The 17,832-nt window shown below is 36.6% G+C and carries 14 protein-coding genes and 1 pseudogene; all 15 read right to left on the bottom strand.

Translation table 11 applies throughout. The features are described from left to right. Positions 1-7 precede the first annotated feature (7 nt). Positions 8-760, bottom strand: a complete 753-nt coding sequence (locus tag V192_RS0110940; RefSeq protein ID WP_025871671.1) for an ABC transporter permease — start codon at positions 758-760, stop codon at positions 8-10. Beyond that, the gene (locus V192_RS0110935; protein WP_025871670.1) at positions 757-1,641 is read right to left on the bottom strand and encodes an ABC transporter ATP-binding protein; all 885 of its coding nucleotides are present in this window, start codon (positions 1,639-1,641) and stop codon (positions 757-759) included. The genes V192_RS0110940 and V192_RS0110935 overlap by 4 nt, the downstream gene beginning before the upstream one ends. 173 nt (positions 1,642-1,814) lie before the next feature. Next, positions 1,815-2,522 carry a hypothetical protein gene (locus V192_RS0110930; RefSeq protein ID WP_025871669.1) on the bottom strand — a complete coding sequence of 236 codons (708 nt, stop codon included), beginning with the start codon at positions 2,520-2,522 and terminating at the stop codon, positions 1,815-1,817. A gap of 70 nt (positions 2,523-2,592) precedes the next feature. Then, positions 2,593-5,222 (bottom strand): annotated as a pseudogene (locus V192_RS19960) (YfhO family protein). Between the two features lie 28 nt (positions 5,223-5,250). Then, positions 5,251-5,856 carry a signal peptidase I gene (lepB, locus tag V192_RS0110920; protein WP_029948228.1) on the bottom strand — a complete coding sequence of 202 codons (606 nt, stop codon included), beginning with the start codon at positions 5,854-5,856 and terminating at the stop codon, positions 5,251-5,253. A 17-nt stretch (positions 5,857-5,873) separates the two neighbouring features. Further along, entirely contained in the window at positions 5,874-6,389 is a 516-nt protein-coding gene (gene lepB / locus V192_RS21255) for a signal peptidase I (protein ID WP_476729615.1), read from the bottom strand. A 190-nt stretch (positions 6,390-6,579) separates the two neighbouring features. After that, positions 6,580-7,245 carry a hypothetical protein gene (locus V192_RS0110910; RefSeq protein WP_025871664.1) on the bottom strand — a complete coding sequence of 222 codons (666 nt, stop codon included), beginning with the start codon at positions 7,243-7,245 and terminating at the stop codon, positions 6,580-6,582. A 401-nt stretch (positions 7,246-7,646) separates the two neighbouring features. Next, complete coding sequence (locus V192_RS0110905; RefSeq protein WP_025871661.1) at positions 7,647-8,723, bottom strand: WxLIP family cell surface protein; 1,077 nt, start codon at positions 8,721-8,723, stop codon at positions 7,647-7,649. Positions 8,724-8,817: 94 nt separating this feature from the next. Then, entirely contained in the window at positions 8,818-9,612 is a 795-nt protein-coding gene (locus V192_RS0110900) for a WxL domain-containing protein (protein WP_025871659.1), read from the bottom strand. A 29-nt stretch (positions 9,613-9,641) separates the two neighbouring features. Then, complete coding sequence (locus V192_RS0110895; RefSeq protein ID WP_025871657.1) at positions 9,642-10,445, bottom strand: WxL domain-containing protein; 804 nt, start codon at positions 10,443-10,445, stop codon at positions 9,642-9,644. 2 nt (positions 10,446-10,447) lie between these two features. Beyond that, the gene (locus tag V192_RS0110890; RefSeq protein WP_025871655.1) at positions 10,448-10,798 is read right to left on the bottom strand and encodes an LPXTG cell wall anchor domain-containing protein; all 351 of its coding nucleotides are present in this window, start codon (positions 10,796-10,798) and stop codon (positions 10,448-10,450) included. Positions 10,799-10,816: 18 nt separating this feature from the next. After that, positions 10,817-13,357, bottom strand: a complete 2,541-nt coding sequence (locus tag V192_RS20915; RefSeq protein ID WP_025871653.1) for a lectin-like domain-containing protein — start codon at positions 13,355-13,357, stop codon at positions 10,817-10,819. Positions 13,358-13,387: 30 nt separating this feature from the next. Continuing rightward, positions 13,388-14,068, bottom strand: a complete 681-nt coding sequence (locus tag V192_RS0110880) for a winged helix-turn-helix domain-containing protein (RefSeq protein ID WP_025871651.1) — start codon at positions 14,066-14,068, stop codon at positions 13,388-13,390. 230 nt (positions 14,069-14,298) lie between these two features. Further along, positions 14,299-15,465, bottom strand: a complete 1,167-nt coding sequence (locus tag V192_RS0110875) for a tyrosine-type recombinase/integrase (protein WP_025871649.1) — start codon at positions 15,463-15,465, stop codon at positions 14,299-14,301. A 554-nt stretch (positions 15,466-16,019) separates the two neighbouring features. After that, positions 16,020-17,672, bottom strand: coding sequence for a peptide ABC transporter substrate-binding protein (locus V192_RS0110870; RefSeq protein ID WP_025871647.1), 1,653 nt, complete (start codon positions 17,670-17,672; stop codon positions 16,020-16,022). Positions 17,673-17,832: the final 160 nt, after the last annotated feature.

The raw sequence follows: 17,832 nt of genomic DNA, 5'->3' as shown, positions 1-17,832 counted from the left end.
CTTTCCCCTAACGTTTTACTTCTTCTTTACGACCATTCAGATATATTGATAATACCATAATTCCTACAAAATAAATGAAAATGATCAAGATTCCTTTGCCATCTGGTAATTGTCCTGCTGCTAATTGTTTTGCACCTTGTGCTGCATAAAAGGTTGGTAGTCCTACTGCAATTTTTTGAACGACTTCCGGGAACATATCGATCGGCCACCATAATCCGCTTATGATCGCAAGCGGTATCAAGATCATATTGTTCAGTACACTCGCTGTATTGGGATCTTTCGCAAGACTTACGATCGTAGCTAATGCGACAATTGGTAAACAACCATATAAAATCCATAAAGCACTAGTAAGCCACGCAATTAAATCCATTTGAACACCATTCACAAAATGACCTACGAGAAAAATAACGAGTAATAATAAACAATTGATCAAAAATTGCGTTAAGATCTTACTCGCATAATAAATACTTTCCGGCATTGGCGAAAGACGCAAAAACTGTTTCACTCCTTGTTTGCGATCTTCGATCAAGGTCATCGAAAAGGAAAACAATGAACTGATCATCACGCTATAGGTGGCCATTTGAATCATACTATCTTTATAAAAAATCGCCATATGTTCTGCTGGAACCCCCATATTAAATACTTTAGTAAATAGTAGATAAAAACCAACTGGCATGCCTAAAGAAAAAAAGATAAATGGTTTACTTCTGAATAATGAGCGATTTAAATCTGTTTTGGTTTGTACAACTAATGCGTTCATTTGTTTTCCTCCTCGACTAATGTGTTGAAAACTGTTTCCAAGTTTCCTGGAATAATCAGCAAATCCTTAAACTTGATTCCTGCTGTGAATAACTCTATAAGCGTTTCATCACTGTTTGACGTGTAGAGTGTTATATTGTTTTCTGTTTTTTCGATTGTTGATACATAAGGTAAATCAGTTAGTTTGGCTTCATCATGAGTGTCTAGTAATTGAAAGCTCAATTTATTTTTCAGCATTTCAGACTGAATACTTTCTAGTGTGCCGTCATGAACGATCCCGCCTTGTTTCATCAATAAAATGCGCGTAGCAACTTTTTCAATTTCCTCTAGATAATGAGTAGTCAAGATAATGGTTTTGCCTTGTTCTTTTAGCGTATTGATTTTTTCCCAGAAAATTTTGCGGCTGGTGACATCCATTCCTGTTGTCGGCTCATCTAGGAAAAGCAGTTCTGGATTGCCGATAATCGATAGTCCAAATGTTAGCCGACGTTTTTGTCCGCCAGATAACTTAGTTGTATAGGTATTTTGATGTTCCCTCAGCCCAGTTATGTCCAATAACTCATCGAGAGAAAGTGGATTAGTATAAAAACTGCGGAAAAGTGTCAGCAACTCTTTGACTTTAACATTTTCTAACGTTGTACTTTCTTGCTGCATCACACCGATTTTCATTTTATTTTTTTTATTCAGCGGCTTTGCACCAAAGAGGTTTATTTTGCCCGCTGTCGGTCGAATCAATCCTGTTAAACAATTGATCAGAGTGGTTTTTCCTGCGCCATTTGGACCAACTAAAGCAATGATTTCACCTTTATTTACGGTTAAAGATACTTGGTTTAAAATTGTTTTTTTGTTGATTGTTTTTGTAAGTTTATTGACTGTGATCATTTTTTTCTCCCCTTTACTTATGTCCTTATCTTATCTGAATAAAGGGAATCTCGTTAGATGATCTTGTCATGGATCTATATGACATTTGTCATGTAGTCATGTTTTATCAGCAAATAAAGCGAGACTATGACATCACTCAAAGAGTCGTATCATAGTCTCGCTTTATTTAATCATTATTCAATCGAAATCAATCCATATATTTCTTTTATGCGCTTGTTCTCATCGAATGAAATAGTTAGCAGGCGGCTAACGCCCTGTTGTTTTTTTGCTGTTTCACGATCGTTATAAATTTCAATCAATTGGTTAGGACTCTCGTCTTTTACTTGTGAAATTCTCTTCTCTGCTCGCTTCATCACCTGATCCAACTCTGGCAATTCTAGCAATTCACCTAATCTTCTTACTAGTAAATCAAGTGATTCTCCTTGAAGTGTATTGTCTGATGCTGTATTTTGAATCAGTATCGATTGCTTCGTTAAATATACGTGTTGTTTTTGTTGGTTCACTTGAAACTGGGCTTCTGCTGATCCAATATAGTTGGAAGAGCTCGCCTCTTTTCCTGTAATAACACCTTGAATCGTCAGATTCTCTGCCTCACTTTTTATTGCGTATTGTGCTTGATTTTCTATCTTTAACACTTTTTGCGTTAACGTCAAGGACTGCTCAAAAAAGGACGGCATCATTAAATCGAACTTTTCTTCCATTAACTTTTCTGCTTCTGTTTTAGAGAGTTCTGGATAATCTAACGAACTAAATAACTTGGTGCGTGATTTCGACCATTTTGCTTCATCATTCTTTGGTTCAGCAGTACTTTTTCCGTTGCTGTTAGCACATCCTGAAAGGAATAATAAGCAAAAAACGATTATTATTTTGGCTTTCTTCATCCGTTATCCTCCCTTTAGCTGTGATTCAACACAGTTTCATTTACTATACAGTCCACTATATTTACAAAGACTATTTTTGTTCTATTGTTTGTTTATAAAATACGTCTTTGCTACGACGAATGATCACATATTGATACATACTAAAAATAACTAGACAGAGAATAGACACAGAACTTCCCAAGAGCAAACCGGGCGGTCTGTAAATAAATTCTACCTGATGCTTTCCAGTTGGAATTGAGATACTTAAAAGACCATCATTGATCGTTCGGATTCCTACCTTTTTCCCATCTATTTTCGCCTGCCAACCTTTATCCGCCGGAATCGTCGTAAATAGAACCTGCTCTTTTTCCGTTGTAACCGAAGCTGTAGCTTTACGTCCACTCACTTGAAATGCGACTCCCTTTTCTTGGGCCTTTTGTGCAGCTTCTGCAAATTTAACCGTATTTAGCATCATGACTGTCGGATCAAATAGCTCTAATTGATCCGTAGAATAAAAGGTTGCTTCCACCGTAATTTCTTGTGCTTTGTTGTATTCACCTAAGGAATAAAATTGTCCTGTCTTGGCTAATTGCGTCTGGGTTTGCTGTTTGTCTGACACAACATGGACTTCAGTGCGACCTTGTCCAGTAAAATCAGCTGGAAATAGGTCTAGGTACACTTGTGAGTTAGGTTTGACAGCCATTTTCCATTTGACTTTCAGCGGCTTATCTTTTTCCGTTGCTTTTAGAATCAACGTATTTTTATCATATTTAACGCCTTCACTCAAGGTCGTATTCTCTGTTTCGATTCGTTCTGGAAAGGCCGTTGTATACAGCGCCTCTTTCTCACCAGAAAGTGCCAACAAGAGACTCGCAGGATCATTTGCTGTTTCTTCATCATAGATCCCTTCATCGGTCAAAACACCCATCGGTAGTGCATAACGATTTTTATACAATTGATAATCACCACTCGTAGCTACCTTTTCGAAGCCCGTTTTAGACAAGTCAGCGTTTGATAAATTGTATTTAACCCCCATCAATGCGTCCATTAAAACGGTATTGTTTTGATATCGGATAGACAAATTCGTATCATAGGAGCGAAAACCTAATGTATTCATATAAAAAGAAGAATGGCGATTTCTGATTGACGAAAACATTCCGATGCCGCTATAGCCATAACGAAAGCTTTCATTAGGCGAACTGGCTGTGTTATTTTCCATCCGATAAAAGGACTTATTTTCGTCCTTGGTTTGTTTGACAAGTGTTTGAATCGCTTTGAAATCCTTAGTAAAACCTGAACGCTGTGCATATCCCCAATCGTCTTTGATTCCTTGCACTAGTAGTTGTGTATTCACCCCTAATTCTAAGAAAAAAATCCCCATAAAAAGATACACCAGCATTTTCGTTTGACCTTTATCTTTATGATTGAAAAAGAAAAACACTAAATAAATCGCTAGAAAAACCAAGGTTAGGATAAACGAAGTGTACGTTAAATAATCGTAATGATGACTTTTAGCTGTCAGGACTCTAACACCTGTAAAAAGTACCAACAAACCAATAAAAATATTGACTAACTGCTCAAAATCCTCTTTTCGATACACTGACCAGCCATATCCAGCCAATAGTAAAATCGTAAAAGAAAATAAAAAACTAAAACGAAAGAGAAACATATTGGGCGCATGAAGTCCATGCCAAAATAAATTTAGTGGCTCTATATAAAAGCTGGCGACTAGTACAAGCAGTAACAGTCCGTAACAAATTTTATCACGCCATCGTATTTTTTGCTCAAAAAGAAAAACAAGCAAAAAACGAGCGGCAACAAGCCCACATAAATAAACGGAATCGAACCATAACGAGTGGTATCATAAACCCCGATCATATTTTTAATCACTAAATCCCAAGGTCCTGTGGCTGCGGTCTTAAAACTTTTTACCGTAGTCAACGCTTCCCCATTTGTTCGTAAATCGATCAATGCTGGTAACAGTAAAATCATCGAAGCGCCCCCTGCTAGTATCGATGTAAACAAATAACCTGGCAAAGAGCTTCTATACCGCTTTTGATTTGTAAATAGTCGTGCGATAAAATAAAGAAACGAATAAACACCGATCATAAAACCGATATAAAAATTGGATATAAACAACAGAAAATAACTGATAAATAAAAGCCAAGGCTGGCGTTGATCCATAATAAGATGAATCCCTAAAATAACTAAAGGAAAATAAATCAAACCGTCCAGCCACATAATCATTTCTGAGTTTGCGATCGTAAATCCCATCAACGCATAACTAACACTCAACAACAGATTTCCCCATTTAGGCAGTTGAAAGGTTTTGTGAGAGAAAAACCAAAATGCTAGTCCAGCAAATCCAACTTTTATCAACGTTAAATAGTAAATAAAGTCAGGGATATTCTGGTTATCAAAAAAATAAACAAAAGGGGTAAAGATACCGCCTAAATAATAACTGATCAATGATACATAATTTAATCCTAGAGAGCCAAACCAAGTGTAAAAAAGGCTCTGATCACTTTTCATCATATTGTTGAAACTAGCAAAAAAATTCGCGTACTGACCAAATCCATCACTAGCTAAGATACTCGTTTTACTACCGGGATAAATACCGATAGTAAAATAGACACCTGCTAATAGAACGATCGGTAATATGAAACTAGCTAAGGCATACCTGATGTTCCCTTGAAAAAAATGCGCTCGTTGTTTTTTCATAATTGTCCTTTCTATTCCTATACAATTTTTAATGTAGCTGCCCTAAACGAGTGAAGGGATAATAGCGATAGCTGGCCACACCTTCAATTTGTTTCGCAGAAACTAAGCCAAAGGCACGACTGTCATTTGAATGATTACGATTATCTCCTAATACAAAATAACTGTCTTTAGGAATTTGTTTCATTTCTTTCATTCGTTGTGCGACCTCTTTGTTTACTGTGATTTTTATCGTTCCATCAGGAAGTTGACTAGCTTTGCTGCTACGCTCCTCAATAGAAATAGTTGATTTCTCTTGATTTAAAAATAAGCTTGTTCCTTCGATCCAAATACAATCTCCCGGCAACCCGATTACTCTCTTAACGTAAGATTCTTTCTTTTTTTTCAATGGGTCTAGCGTCACGATTGAGTATCGTTTGGGCATTTCTCCTTTATTCACAAAAATTCGATCGCCGTTTTCCAAGGTTGGAAACATCGACGAACCATCCACAACATGAGGTGTAACTTTGATCAAGAAGAGAATGCCTAGAAAGAGACACAAGAAAAAAATACTATTGGATACTACATTTATTATCTGTCTACGTCGCTTTTTTAGTGTTTTTCGTTTTCTTTGCGATTGTTTGATTTTCTTATTCATCTTTCTATCCTTTGATTTTAGTAACTAGTCAACTTATGCAGCGGCCAAATCCGCATTTCTACAGTTCCAATGATCTCTTTTTCATCAACTAAGCCATAATAGCGCGAATCTGATGAATAGGGTCGATTGTCTCCCAACACTAAATACTTACCTTTGGGGATTCGATCATATTTATTATTGGGGATTTGTTGCAGCCGAAAATCAGTTGTCAGCAGTTCTTCGTTTTGTCCTGCTCGTTTCAATTGGTTTTGTAAAAAGCGCTCTACGCTTTCTTGTTGATCGATAAAAAGATGATCATTCTTGTATTGGATACTTTCACCCGGTAGTCCGATTACACGACGAATCGATTTCTCTTTGCTATCAGGCACTTTAAAATAAATCAGCTTAAAACGTCGAATGGCTCCAAACCGATTGACAAAAACGCGTTCACCATCATTGACTGTTGGTGCCATCCCGTATCCCTCACTCTTAGGCAAAGAAAAAAGAGTTACCGACAAAACAATAAAAAGAAAGAGCACGATAAAAATAGTCACTCCTATTTCTTGCCACAGCTCTTTCGTTGATTTTATATTTTTTCTATCTACTCTTTTTTTCTTTTTGAAAGAAACTGGTTTTGGTCTTTTGCTCGTTGGGGAAGACGTGCGACTTTTGGACTTTGGCTGTCTTTTTCTGTGGCTAGCTTGGTTGTTTCTCTTTTGTTTTGTAGTCATTGATTTCATCTACTTACTTTTTTTGTTCCAAGGCACTTTCATTGATTTTAAAATAGGTAATGATCTTACTTTGAGTCTTTTGCGCTTTTTGTAGATCCTGAAGATAGGTCTCTCGTATTTCTTGATTATCCAATATTTCAACACTTTGATTATTCAAATTTAGTCCCAACTCTTTGACCTGATTATAATAGCGAGTCAATAATCGTTGCCCTTCTTCAGTCAGACGCCCATCCGCTCCACGCATGCCGAAACTGGAAAGCTTGGCGGCTAATTCTCTTAAATTGTTTTCAGATTTTTCTGTGCTGCTACTTTCACTCAACGTATCGATTTGATTTTTGGTTTCATTGAGTAAATAATAGCCTTGGACAATCCCTTCTGAATCTCTTTCGCCTAAATTCGTCGCTTGGTAATACCGAGCATAAAAAGCTGTGCTACTTAAAATACCAACGAGAAGCACACAAACTACTAAGCTCCAACGCTGTTTCTTCCGCTTTGCTTTGGCCTTTTTCAATGTTCGCTTGATTTTTTTACGCTTCCGTGCATTTTTTGTTCTGATTTTTGTAAGTTGCTGAATTTGTTTTCCCGTACTGAAAAGGAAAATAATACTAAATAAAGAAAATAACCCAAAGAGGATAGCACTTGATAGTGTTCCGATAAATACCCAATCTAGTAATGACATACTTCTATCCTCCTAAATTTAAAAGTGAAACAAATCGGTGAATCCTGTAGAAAATTAGGAAATTGGCATTGAAACGTTCTTTGTTTCATTGACACTTTATCTATTTTCCTAAGGATTGATTTGTGCAGCTAGATAATATAAAAGCTGAAAGAGCTCGCCCAGCCTTGTCAGGAAAATAGAAAAATAGGGTTGTGACGCTTTTGGTCACAGGCAAATTTTATCTTTTTCCCGAAAGGCTAGCTCTTGAAGCTAGATAATATAAAAGCTGAAAGAGCTYGTCCAGCCTTGTCAGGAAAATAGAAAAATAGGGTTGTGACGCTTTTGGTCACAGGCAAATTTTATCTTTTTCCCGAAAGGCTAGCTCTTGAAGCTAGATAACTTACGGTAACAATGTCTCAAAATCAGCGTTTTTTACGCTTTGCTGCTGCTTTTCTTCTCTGATTAGTTTTCTTTTTATTTATGACTCGAACAATAATAAATATGATCAAAATCACTACAAGAACAGCTACAATGATCATAATGATCAATTGCCAGTTGATTCGATTTTCTTGTAATAGGCTGACATCTTCTTGGTTGAACTTATCGGCTTCTTCATCTGTAATAGTAAAATTTTGTTCCCATTCCCATTTTCCGCCTGTCTTAGCGGTTACTAAAATATGTGCACGATAGTCTCCCGGCACCATTTTTTCACCATTCATCGACACTGGAAAATTGATTTTAGAGTTCGGCGCCATCCGCATTTTTGTTTGCTTTGTTTCATACAAAACTTCGTCCGATTTTTCTCCCATAATTTGAACATCCACCGCCATATTATCTAAATAAGCAGGTTGGATATTGGAAAAATCGATGATAATTGTATTTCGGTAGTTTTTTAGATCTGCATAAACTTTATTTAATTCTAGATCTGGTTTGATTTTTTTATCAGTTTCAGTCAGTAACATTCCAACTAAATAAGCATATTTATTCTTGATCATACCAGCTTGCTTTTCAGAGGCTTGATCTCTTTGAATCATGTAAATACCGCCTGAAATAACACCGTCAAAGGTTGTTTCCGGCATCGTTATTTCTAATGGATAATCGATTGTTTGTTTAGGTGGAATCACAACCGACTCTTTTCCTTTTACGATGTCAGAAAAATCATATTTTAAAGATGGGTCTTTTTCTAAGCTTGAAGGACCATTTTCTAAGACACCATTACTATTTGTTTTAGTCCCGTTCAAACTGACGTCAACTGTAATTTCTTTATCAGAGTTGTTACTCATTTGAATAATAGCCGTTTGTTTTTGGGCTGGTTTCATTCTTAAATCAAAATAACTCACTTCTTTATGTTGATTCTCTGGGTAGATTACTTTATACGTAAAGCCACCACTAGCAGCTTGATCACTTGCTTTATCTGCCAATACACTATTCGGCAGTATCAAGAGTGCTGTTGCTATGTACATGATGCTTATTAACCATTTGATTGCGTTTTTCTTCATTTTCTTGCCTTCTTTCAAAGAGAACAGGGCTCATCACAAAGATAAGACTGATGAGCCTCTGTTCAAAACATACTTTTATTCTCTACGACTTAGCTTATTCTCCAGTTTCAGGTTCTTCTGGCGCACGTGTATCTGCAATCGTCCACGTAATTGTTGATGTGTATTCGCTTGCTGTTGATAATTTATTATTTGCTGCTGGAATCCAAAGTTTTACTGATTTATCAGCATTGTCATCCGCAATTTTACCAAAGACTAAATCAAAACGACCAAAACCTTTATCATCTGCATCTTGATTCACAAATTCAGAAGGCGTTGTTCCATCTGTTGCTAGTACTTTTGTTGTTGGCGCTGCTGCAGAATTGATTTGCCCCGCATCACCTGTTGTTGTTAAACGGATATTATCATAGGTGATTGTGGCAGCTTTTAATTCTTTGCCCGCTGTATTGGTAAATGTTGTTGCCTTAGCAGTCAATGTGTATTTGTTTGGTTTATCATCGGCACGTTCATCTTTAAAAGTGACAAAGTTAGGCATTTCAATTTCATTTGCCGTATTGTCTTTTTCTGTTGTTTTAAAGATTTTTGCGTAGTATTCCCAACCGCCAGCAGTTGCTGAAGTGATTTCATTTGTACCGAAATCAAGTGGAGAAATAGCAATGACTTTTAATGGTCCGTTATCCGTATTTCCAGTTGGTTCTGTGATTTCAGGACCGTCTGTTTCTGGTGGTGTTACGGTATCTGTTCCAGTACCTTCTTGAGTAAATTTGACTTTACCTGTTGAGGAGTGAACTTTTTCATCTCCACCGTCCGCTTTTGTTGCTGATGGTAAAGCAAGTCCGATTCCGACTGCTGTTAATAGCGCTGCTCCGCACAATTTGTGTGTTAATTTCATTTTTGTTTCCTCCTAAAATGTTTTTTTATTTATGGCAACTCAGATAATATCCAAGTTAACATCGTTTGATAGTGGACTGGATCCTTTTTTGTTTTACCTGGTATGTTTAAAGAGACGGCACTATTTTGGTAAATTGGCTGATTATTGAAGTCCGGATCTACAAATGGCTGTCCCTGTTGGTCGATTCTGGGGCTTAGAGTATCTTTTCGCCCCTGACCATTATCGATTGAAGCGCCAAAGATGATCGACCATGTTCCTTCGCCTGTACCAGGCCTTGCTTGCGCTAAGTCATAGGTCTCACCGATATTATTGATATGGATCACTTCTTTGGAGACACTTGGGGCGTATGCTGGACTATTGACCGAATTCGTCCATGATTGGTCAAAAGATATCACCGCTCCTTTTAATTCTTTATTCGGTGTAGATTCATTGCTTAGTTGTCCTTCTTGGCGAACTTGCAAGGTCCACCCACTCCCTTTTTCTCGATAATCTGAGAGTTGAACAAAATTTCCTCTTGCACCTGTTCCATCTAAAAATAATTGTGCATTGGCGTAGTACACTTGATCTTTTTCCGAGATTTCGTTCGTCCAAAAATTTAACTGAGGAACAAATTCAAACCTTAAGGGACCGTCAGTTGTAGGACTTGGACCAGGATCAACTCCTTTGTTAGGATGTTCCGGATCCACCACGCCTTTAGGGTATTCTCCAGTAAATTGGATCCTTCCGTCCTCTGAATGACTAAGCGGCTCCGCATTCACACTTATTGGCTGCATGAAGAATAAGGTTATGACCGCAGCTGATAGTTGGCATATTGCACTAWTTTTTTTCAACATAGTCATTCTTCCTTCCCATTTCTCGTTTGCTGATTTTTTTTACGTTTCCATAAAATAAGCAAGATAGCCAAAAGAATAAGAATGATTCCACTGATAGTTATACTTTGTTTCACTAATTCCCCGGTTGAAGGGTATCTCCCTTTCGGTTTTGTGACACTGTCTGGATTTTTCGTCGTTGACGTCTTTGTCGTCGATTGTGTTGTGCTACTATCTGTACTAGATTCATAGAAACCAACACCAGCATTCGTTTGAACCTGACCTATTTCTTCAGCACTAACTAACGAGGAATAACTGAACCCAATTCCAAAACAGATGACAGAGATCAATAGGAAATACGCGGTTTTTGTTTTCATTGATTTTCCCTCCATCATCTAATACGCCTCTTCTACACGCCAAATCAGCGTTGTTTCATACTCACCTATCAATTTAACCGCCCCAGGAGGAACGTCCAAACGAAGTCCTTGTTTATCTGGTCCCCAGGTTTTGGTCGAAATGTTGTATTGACCTGAAGCTTCATGTTTTGTACGCAGCACTTCCTGAGCCTCAACAGAGAGTGTTTTTTTGTCTGTTGCTGTTTGATAACTCAAAACACCATTCAATACGTGGGTAGAACTGTTAGGAATACTTAGCTCATCTTCCAATTTGACAGAAAGCTTCCAGTTATCTAGATTTTTCCGATTATCCCAGATGACCAGTGGCTGATCATAGGAAGGATCGGCATCTTTTGTCCCCTTCCAACTAACTTCATGACTACCAAAATCGATTTCTGTTGGTCCTGAATATATCGATAGCGTCCCTTGGAATGTGTAGGTTACTTGTGTGCCTTCTGCGTTGATCATTATTGCTGTCTCATTTTCTGGACGGCCTGATGCTTCTAGCAAATATCGTTTAGCTAGCACTTCTGCAATGGCATCTTTTGCTTCTTGATCTTTGGTTAGATCGACTTTTTCACCGATCGTTTTTTCTTTTACAATCGCTTCATGGAGTTTGCCGCCTGCTTCATCTACAAATTGAATCGTTAGATTAGCCTTCGCTTTTTTATAGTAGAAGTACACATCTTGTGGGGCTTCCTGAACGGTGCCTGATGCGTTTCCTTCCGTTCGATCATACAGATAATCAGCAATCGTGATCGGTGTTTCAGTATAAGCTGTTCCAACTTTTTGATTGATTATTTTAGGTATTGCTAAGTCTGCTTTATTCTCATCAACATAATGAATCGTTACCGTTCCTTTCATCAAAGGAATGCTCGCGATGACTGGATTCGATGAAGACACAACTTCATTTGCCGAAGAGAGATAGTCAAATGTGGATTTTAGCTGAACATCATTTTGACTACTTGTCACGGTTGCTTCCAAGCTTAGTTCATAAGGAAAATCAGCACGTGAAAACGATAGATTTGAAATGATCAGCTGATTATTTACCTGCTGGATCGACGTTTCTGGTATTTGTACACCATCTAAAGCTAATGTACCTGCTTTGTACGTTAATCCTTCAGCTAAATTTACTCTCATTTTTGTGCCGTCTGTGCTCATGATGCTATTTCCATCAAATATGATCGTATCTTTAAGTTTCAACGTATCATTTTTTTTAGCATCTACCGTTTCTTTTAAGCCACTATTTTGAGTAAGGTTTTCGATCTGTGCTGATTGCTCGATATCTCCCGGCAATTGTGTGATCGCTATGGCATTTTCTGCATAAGCGCCACCAGTTGAACCAGTAAAGCCCCAGTAAACATCTGTTCCGCCAAAACTTGTATTTAAATCAGGAATTTTGTAGGAATCAGATCCTACTCCTGAAAGGCTATAAGATAATGTTTGCGTAGCAGAATTCCAGATAACATCTAAGGTTCTCCAAGTATCATTGGATAAAAACTCTGGTGCTAAAATCCAGCTGTGATGTTGCCCTGTGTAATTATTGTTTTGCAAACTTGGCGTAACAAAAGCCACATGACCCTTTTTACCATTTTCACCGACTTCTCGATCCATCCGATTGTTTGATCCGTTATTAAAATACGTATCAAATTCGATCGACAATGCTTTTTGTACATAAGGATTTCCTGAGCGTCCGCCATAATAAGCACCTAATCCCATACCAGCTGAACCAATCACCGCAGTAGGTGACGTTGCCATTCGAGGATCATTTTGCAGGGTGAATGTAATCCCATCACCTGCACTTCCGTTTCGATTTCCAAGGTATAAGTACGATTTTAGATGAAAGTCTTTTTTTAGATTTAATTTTTGTTTTGACCAAATTGCACCGATTTGGCTTCCTGTATTTTTCGTGACCCGTAGGACTTTGCCATTATTGATCAGTTCAGGCCCTGTTCCAATCGGTTCTCGAAAAACATCTAGCAGCGGCAAACTATCCACTGGCGGTGTTGTTGCATCTCTTGTCAGTGCTCTCGAAGATGCTTTTAACGTTTCAGGTTCTGGCGATGGATTCGCTACTGTCACTTTTTCAAAATCAATACTTTTTTCAGCTAGTATTTCTTGGTCGTTGCTTAGTACACGAACTTTTCCTTGTTTGGACACAGCTTCTTTTTTTACAGTGAAAGACAAATCCAGCGGTTTCGTGCCATTTTCAATCAGTAATTTTTTACTATTTTGAACATCCATTGCTTCAATCGTTATTTTCCCATCAAAGCTTTCATCAATTCCGCTGTTTAGTGTTTTTTCATCAAGATTTTCAATGCCCTCTGTTTGGAGTATGACACTTTGTTTTTCAGTATTCTCGATTGTTAGCCTGACAGTTGCTTGATTGAAATCTAGGTCATCGAGCACATCGATTTTGATTTGGCTTTTTGGTTGATCTGCAGCTTTGATCGGTGAAAATGATTTCGTCATGAATAACATACTAACGACTGAAAGAGCAGCTATGATCCACGTGATCACCAAAATTTTTCTCTTTTTCATTTTTTTGTTGTCCCCTTTCAAAAAATGAAGTTAAACGTTGCAAAGTAAATAACCCCTTGACCTCACCGTTTTTATGTAAATAGGATTTGAGGTGTCTTTTTCTATTTTTTCTCTAATATGAAACATAATATTAGCAATCCTATATTTTTCGTTATTGTACTTTTGATGCCAAACGGCTTCATAGATTTCTTCATAAGTTACAGTATTTCCTAGGTTATCAATCAGTACTTGTAATGTCCTATATTCTAAATTTGTTAGAGGCGCTGATGGTCCTCCTTCGATTTGCATTACTTGATTTCTCCTATCTAAGAAAAATGAATTAGGACCTTCCTCTAATTTCATCGTTTTTTCAGGTTGCTTTATTCTTTTCAAGGCGTTTACTATAGTTAATCGAAAAATATCTACAGACTCCTCATCCTCAAAGCTTCCATCCGCACCTAGCTGAAGAAAAACAACTTTGCTTATAGTATTCAGTTTTTGTGCAATGATCCAAATAAGTACATCGGATTGTTCTCTTATTTTTAAAATTTTTTCACTTGCTTGACAAATTATGTCATCATTTTTTCCAAAAAGAATGATGGTATCCATCGCTTTTAATTGTTGTGCGGTCATATTTGGATCGATTTCTTCTACCGAACATTCCTTTTCGATTGAATGTATGTATTTTTCTGTGTTAAACTCTGACAATTTCAGATAACCTATGTGATACATTTCTTTCCTCCTATTCCAAATCACTGCTTCCTTACTATATATTTACGATTCTCCATTTTTATCCATTGAGTCTTCAATATATTGTTAAACTGTGTAGTGTCTATAATCCAATTTCTTTATCTTTATTGTTTGACAATAAAGAACATCTTTAAAACTGTCTGAAAACACTTAGTTTATCGAGCAACTGACGATTTTGGTGACGGCTAATACAACAAAAAAAGTCGCAGGACTTATCCTACGACTTTTTGTAAATTTTTATTCTCGATAAAATTTTGAGAAGACGATAATAACAAGTAATCAACTGCAGAAATAGCTGCTCTTCTATTTTCTAACATGGAATCTGTGTATGTATCCAACGTCATTTTTACTGAGGTATGACCAAGTAACCGACTTAAACTTGTTATGTCCGCACCATTCTCCAAGCAACGAGTGGCAAATGTATGACGCAATGAATGGAAATGTATATTTTCTAAGCCAGCTATGTGAAGCATACGTTTAAATCGATAATTGATCAGTCTTGGTTCAATCAGTTTTCCATTATCAGCCACAACATAATCACAATTCTTCTCTTTTTTCTTATCTAACAAATATTTTTTTAAATTTTGAGAGAGGGGAATTATCCTCCTTGAGCTTTCTGTTTTCGGTGACCCTTCAATTAATTGTGTTTTCTTGTTTTCATTTCCTACGGTTGGCTTACTTATTCTGTAAACTGTCCGCTGAACGTGGATCGTTTCTTCATCAAAATCAATATCATTCCATTTTAATCCGCTGATTTCGCCGATTCTCATTCCAGAATATAAGGCCAAGATCACAGGCGAGCAGCTTTTTGATTGAAATGCGGCTAACTCCAATTTGCGTTGCTCTTTGATTGTTAATGCTTGGACAGGTTTTGCTTTTATTTTTGGTAATGTAGTTCCGATACAAGGATTTTGATTGATGAATCCTTTTTTCTCAGCCTCACATAAACAGGTTTTTAAAATATGAAATACATTCCTGATATAACCAGCAGATAATGCCAAGCTCTCCAAATACTCGATGAATTCTTGGATATTAATAGAATCTATTTTAGTTAATCTTTTTTTATTAAAATATGGTAGTAAATAATTATTTATAATACCTGAATAAATAGAAAAAGTGGTCGGTTTAACTATTTTTTTTAAATATACCTCTTTCCAGTGTAGCACCCAATCTGAAAAGTCACCATAATAGGTTTGTTTGCATGTTTGTTTACCAGCATATTTTGCTTTTAATACTACCAATCGTTCTTTAACTTCAGCATATTTTTTACCATAAATATAACCGTATTGGATTTTTCCGTCGGGAGTACGATTCTTAATATAGCGTCCTTCCCAACGACTGTCTTTTCGTTTATAAATATTTTCTCCTTTTTTTGACATACTGATTTCCTCCAAGTTTTTGACGGTATTTTTGACGGCTTATTCACAGAATCCTCTCTAAATCCCATCCTAGCAATGTTTCTCTTATAAAACACAAAACTATTTTTTAATAATTATCTAATTTTTTACATTTAAAAACAAAAAATGAAAATAATAATTTTTATCACCCCATTGACTTACGTGCGTTTTAACATTAGAATCTTAATAGTAATAGAAATAATTACCTTCTATTTACACTCCATTCTATATTGTCAAACAATAAAGAAATCCTAAGGATATCACAAATACATATATTATTGAAACCGATTTTTTACCCTACGTCTTATTTTAACTCATATAAATTACAAAACGATTTATTTTTTTGATTTTCTTGAAAATTTTATGTTTTTTAAATCAAAAAATAACAAGTGGAACAGAAACCTCCAAAAGGGTTTGTTCCACTTGTTATTTTTTGCCCCTATACTTCTAGTGTCAATAAAAAAAGATGAGACAACAACTATACCAGTTGTGCTCATCTTTTTTTCAGCAAATTAATTTGATTTATTTATGCTTAATTAATCTTCGATATATGTCCACTTAAAGTCGTATTTCGCACCAGTTGAATGATACACAACGTCTTTTACTTTATCAGAACGAAGATGCGCTTCAGCTTTTTGATACAATGGGATGACGCCCATGTCATTCATAATAACTTTTTCTGCATCCAACATATCTTTCCAACGTGCTTCTGTATTATTAGCGTTCGTTGTAGCAGCACTTTCCACTAATTTGTCATATTCAGCATTTGAATAGTGACCTCTATTATAAGAATTTCCTGTCGTAAATAAGTCTAAGAAGCTACTTGGATCTGCATAGTCTGCTCCCCAAGCACTTACTGCGATTTGGAAGTCTCCTTTATTTGAACGGTCTAAACGAACAGAAAATGGTACTGGACTAACAGATACTTTTAGTCCATCCAATGTATCAGACAATGACCCTTGAAGGTATTCAGCCATTTTCTTCGCATTATCAGTATCGTCAATCAACAAATCTACTGATAATGTAGAAATTCCTAGCTCATCCTTCGCTTTTTTCCATGATTCTTTCGCTTTATCAACATCGTAAACGACTTCGTTACCAGATTCTTTAGCGAAATCTTCATCTGTTTTTGGATCTGCAGCTAAACCTTCTGGAACTAATCCCATTGGAACAGCAGAACCATTCGCTAAGATTTGATCAACTAATGCTTTGCGGTCAATCGCATAAGATAATGCTTTACGCAAGTTTACATTTCTGTAAGGTGAATTTTCTTCTATTTGATTTGGTTCAAGATAGAAAGTTGATGCACCTTTTAAGGTAATATAGTCAGGTTCATTTTTCATTTGTTGTGCTAGCTCGCCTGATAATGGTACTTCATCCGCTTGACCGTCTTGGAACAAGTTCAATGATGTTGGTGCTTCTTTAACAACATCGATGGCTACTTTATCTAATTTTACTGTATCTTTGTCCCAGTATTTATCATTTTTTGAGTAAGACCAGCTCGTATCAGTTCCTGGTCCGTCAAAATCAGTTAACGTGAATGGTCCGTTGTAGACCGCTTTATCGCTTGCTGTTGTGTAATCTTTACCATATTTTTCAGCTATATCTTGTCTTTGCGGCAAGAATGAAGGGAACGCTAACAGGTAATCAAAGTAAGGTGTTGCTTTTTCTAATGTGATTTCTAATTCATAATCACCAACAGCTTTAATTCCAAGCTCATCTTTTTTCATTTCGCCTTTAGAAATCTTCTCAGCATTTTTTACAGAGTTGAACATATAAGCATATTCTGAACCAGTTGCAGGATCAACTGTTCTTTGCCAGCCATAAACATAATCGGCTGCCGTTACAGGTTTATCATCCGTCCACTTGGCATCTTCTCTTAATTTAATTTTATACGTTAAGCCATCTTCACTAACTTCTGCTTTTTCAGCAGCTCCTGCTGGCTGAGGTTTGCTGTCTTTATCCAAACGGTAAATTCCTTCATAAACATTATTTAATGCAATGAAACTTACTTCATCGGTTGCTAACGAAGGATCGGCACTTGGCATTTCTTGTCTTTCAATGAATCTAAATACTTTTTCATCGCTACCAGATCCACTGTCAGCGTTTTTAGAATTTCCGCCACATGCTACTAGAGCAATACTTGATACGGCAACTAATCCGAGTAAGGCACTTTTCTTTAATTTCATGTAAAAACCCCCAATTTTAATAAAATCTATAAAGAATATAACAAAGTTATAGGTTTATCGCAATTAAAACACTAGTTTAGATTTAGTAAAAATATTCTGAATTTTTTCTAATTTTAGACAAAAAAAAGGAAGCAATGCTTTTCAGCATATTGCTTCCTTT

Origin of the sequence: Enterococcus crotali, assembly GCF_000633635.1 — a bacterium.
Classification (GTDB): Bacteria; Bacillota; Bacilli; order Lactobacillales; family Enterococcaceae; genus Enterococcus_L; species Enterococcus_L crotali.
This window is presented reverse-complemented; position numbering and strand designations above follow the sequence as displayed.

Coding starts and splice junctions, on each gene's coding strand:
- V192_RS0110940 (WP_025871671.1), bottom strand. CDS start 760: ATGAACGCATTAGTTGTACAAACCAAAACAGATTTAAATCGCTCATTA.
- V192_RS0110935 (WP_025871670.1), bottom strand. CDS start 1,641: ATGATCACAGTCAATAAACTTACAAAAACAATCAACAAAAAAACAATT.
- V192_RS0110930 (WP_025871669.1), bottom strand. CDS start 2,522: ATGAAGAAAGCCAAAATAATAATCGTTTTTTGCTTATTATTCCTTTCA.
- lepB (WP_029948228.1), bottom strand. CDS start 5,856: ATGAATAAGAAAATCAAACAATCGCAAAGAAAACGAAAAACACTAAAA.
- V192_RS0110910 (WP_025871664.1), bottom strand. CDS start 7,245: ATGTCATTACTAGATTGGGTATTTATCGGAACACTATCAAGTGCTATC.
- V192_RS0110905 (WP_025871661.1), bottom strand. CDS start 8,723: ATGAAGAAAAACGCAATCAAATGGTTAATAAGCATCATGTACATAGCA.
- V192_RS0110900 (WP_025871659.1), bottom strand. CDS start 9,612: ATGAAATTAACACACAAATTGTGCGGAGCAGCGCTATTAACAGCAGTC.
- V192_RS0110890 (WP_025871655.1), bottom strand. CDS start 10,798: ATGAAAACAAAAACCGCGTATTTCCTATTGATCTCTGTCATCTGTTTT.
- V192_RS20915 (WP_025871653.1), bottom strand. CDS start 13,357: ATGAAAAAGAGAAAAATTTTGGTGATCACGTGGATCATAGCTGCTCTT.
- V192_RS0110880 (WP_025871651.1), bottom strand. CDS start 14,068: ATGTATCACATAGGTTATCTGAAATTGTCAGAGTTTAACACAGAAAAA.
- V192_RS0110875 (WP_025871649.1), bottom strand. CDS start 15,465: ATGTCAAAAAAAGGAGAAAATATTTATAAACGAAAAGACAGTCGTTGG.
- V192_RS0110870 (WP_025871647.1), bottom strand. CDS start 17,672: ATGAAATTAAAGAAAAGTGCCTTACTCGGATTAGTTGCCGTATCAAGT.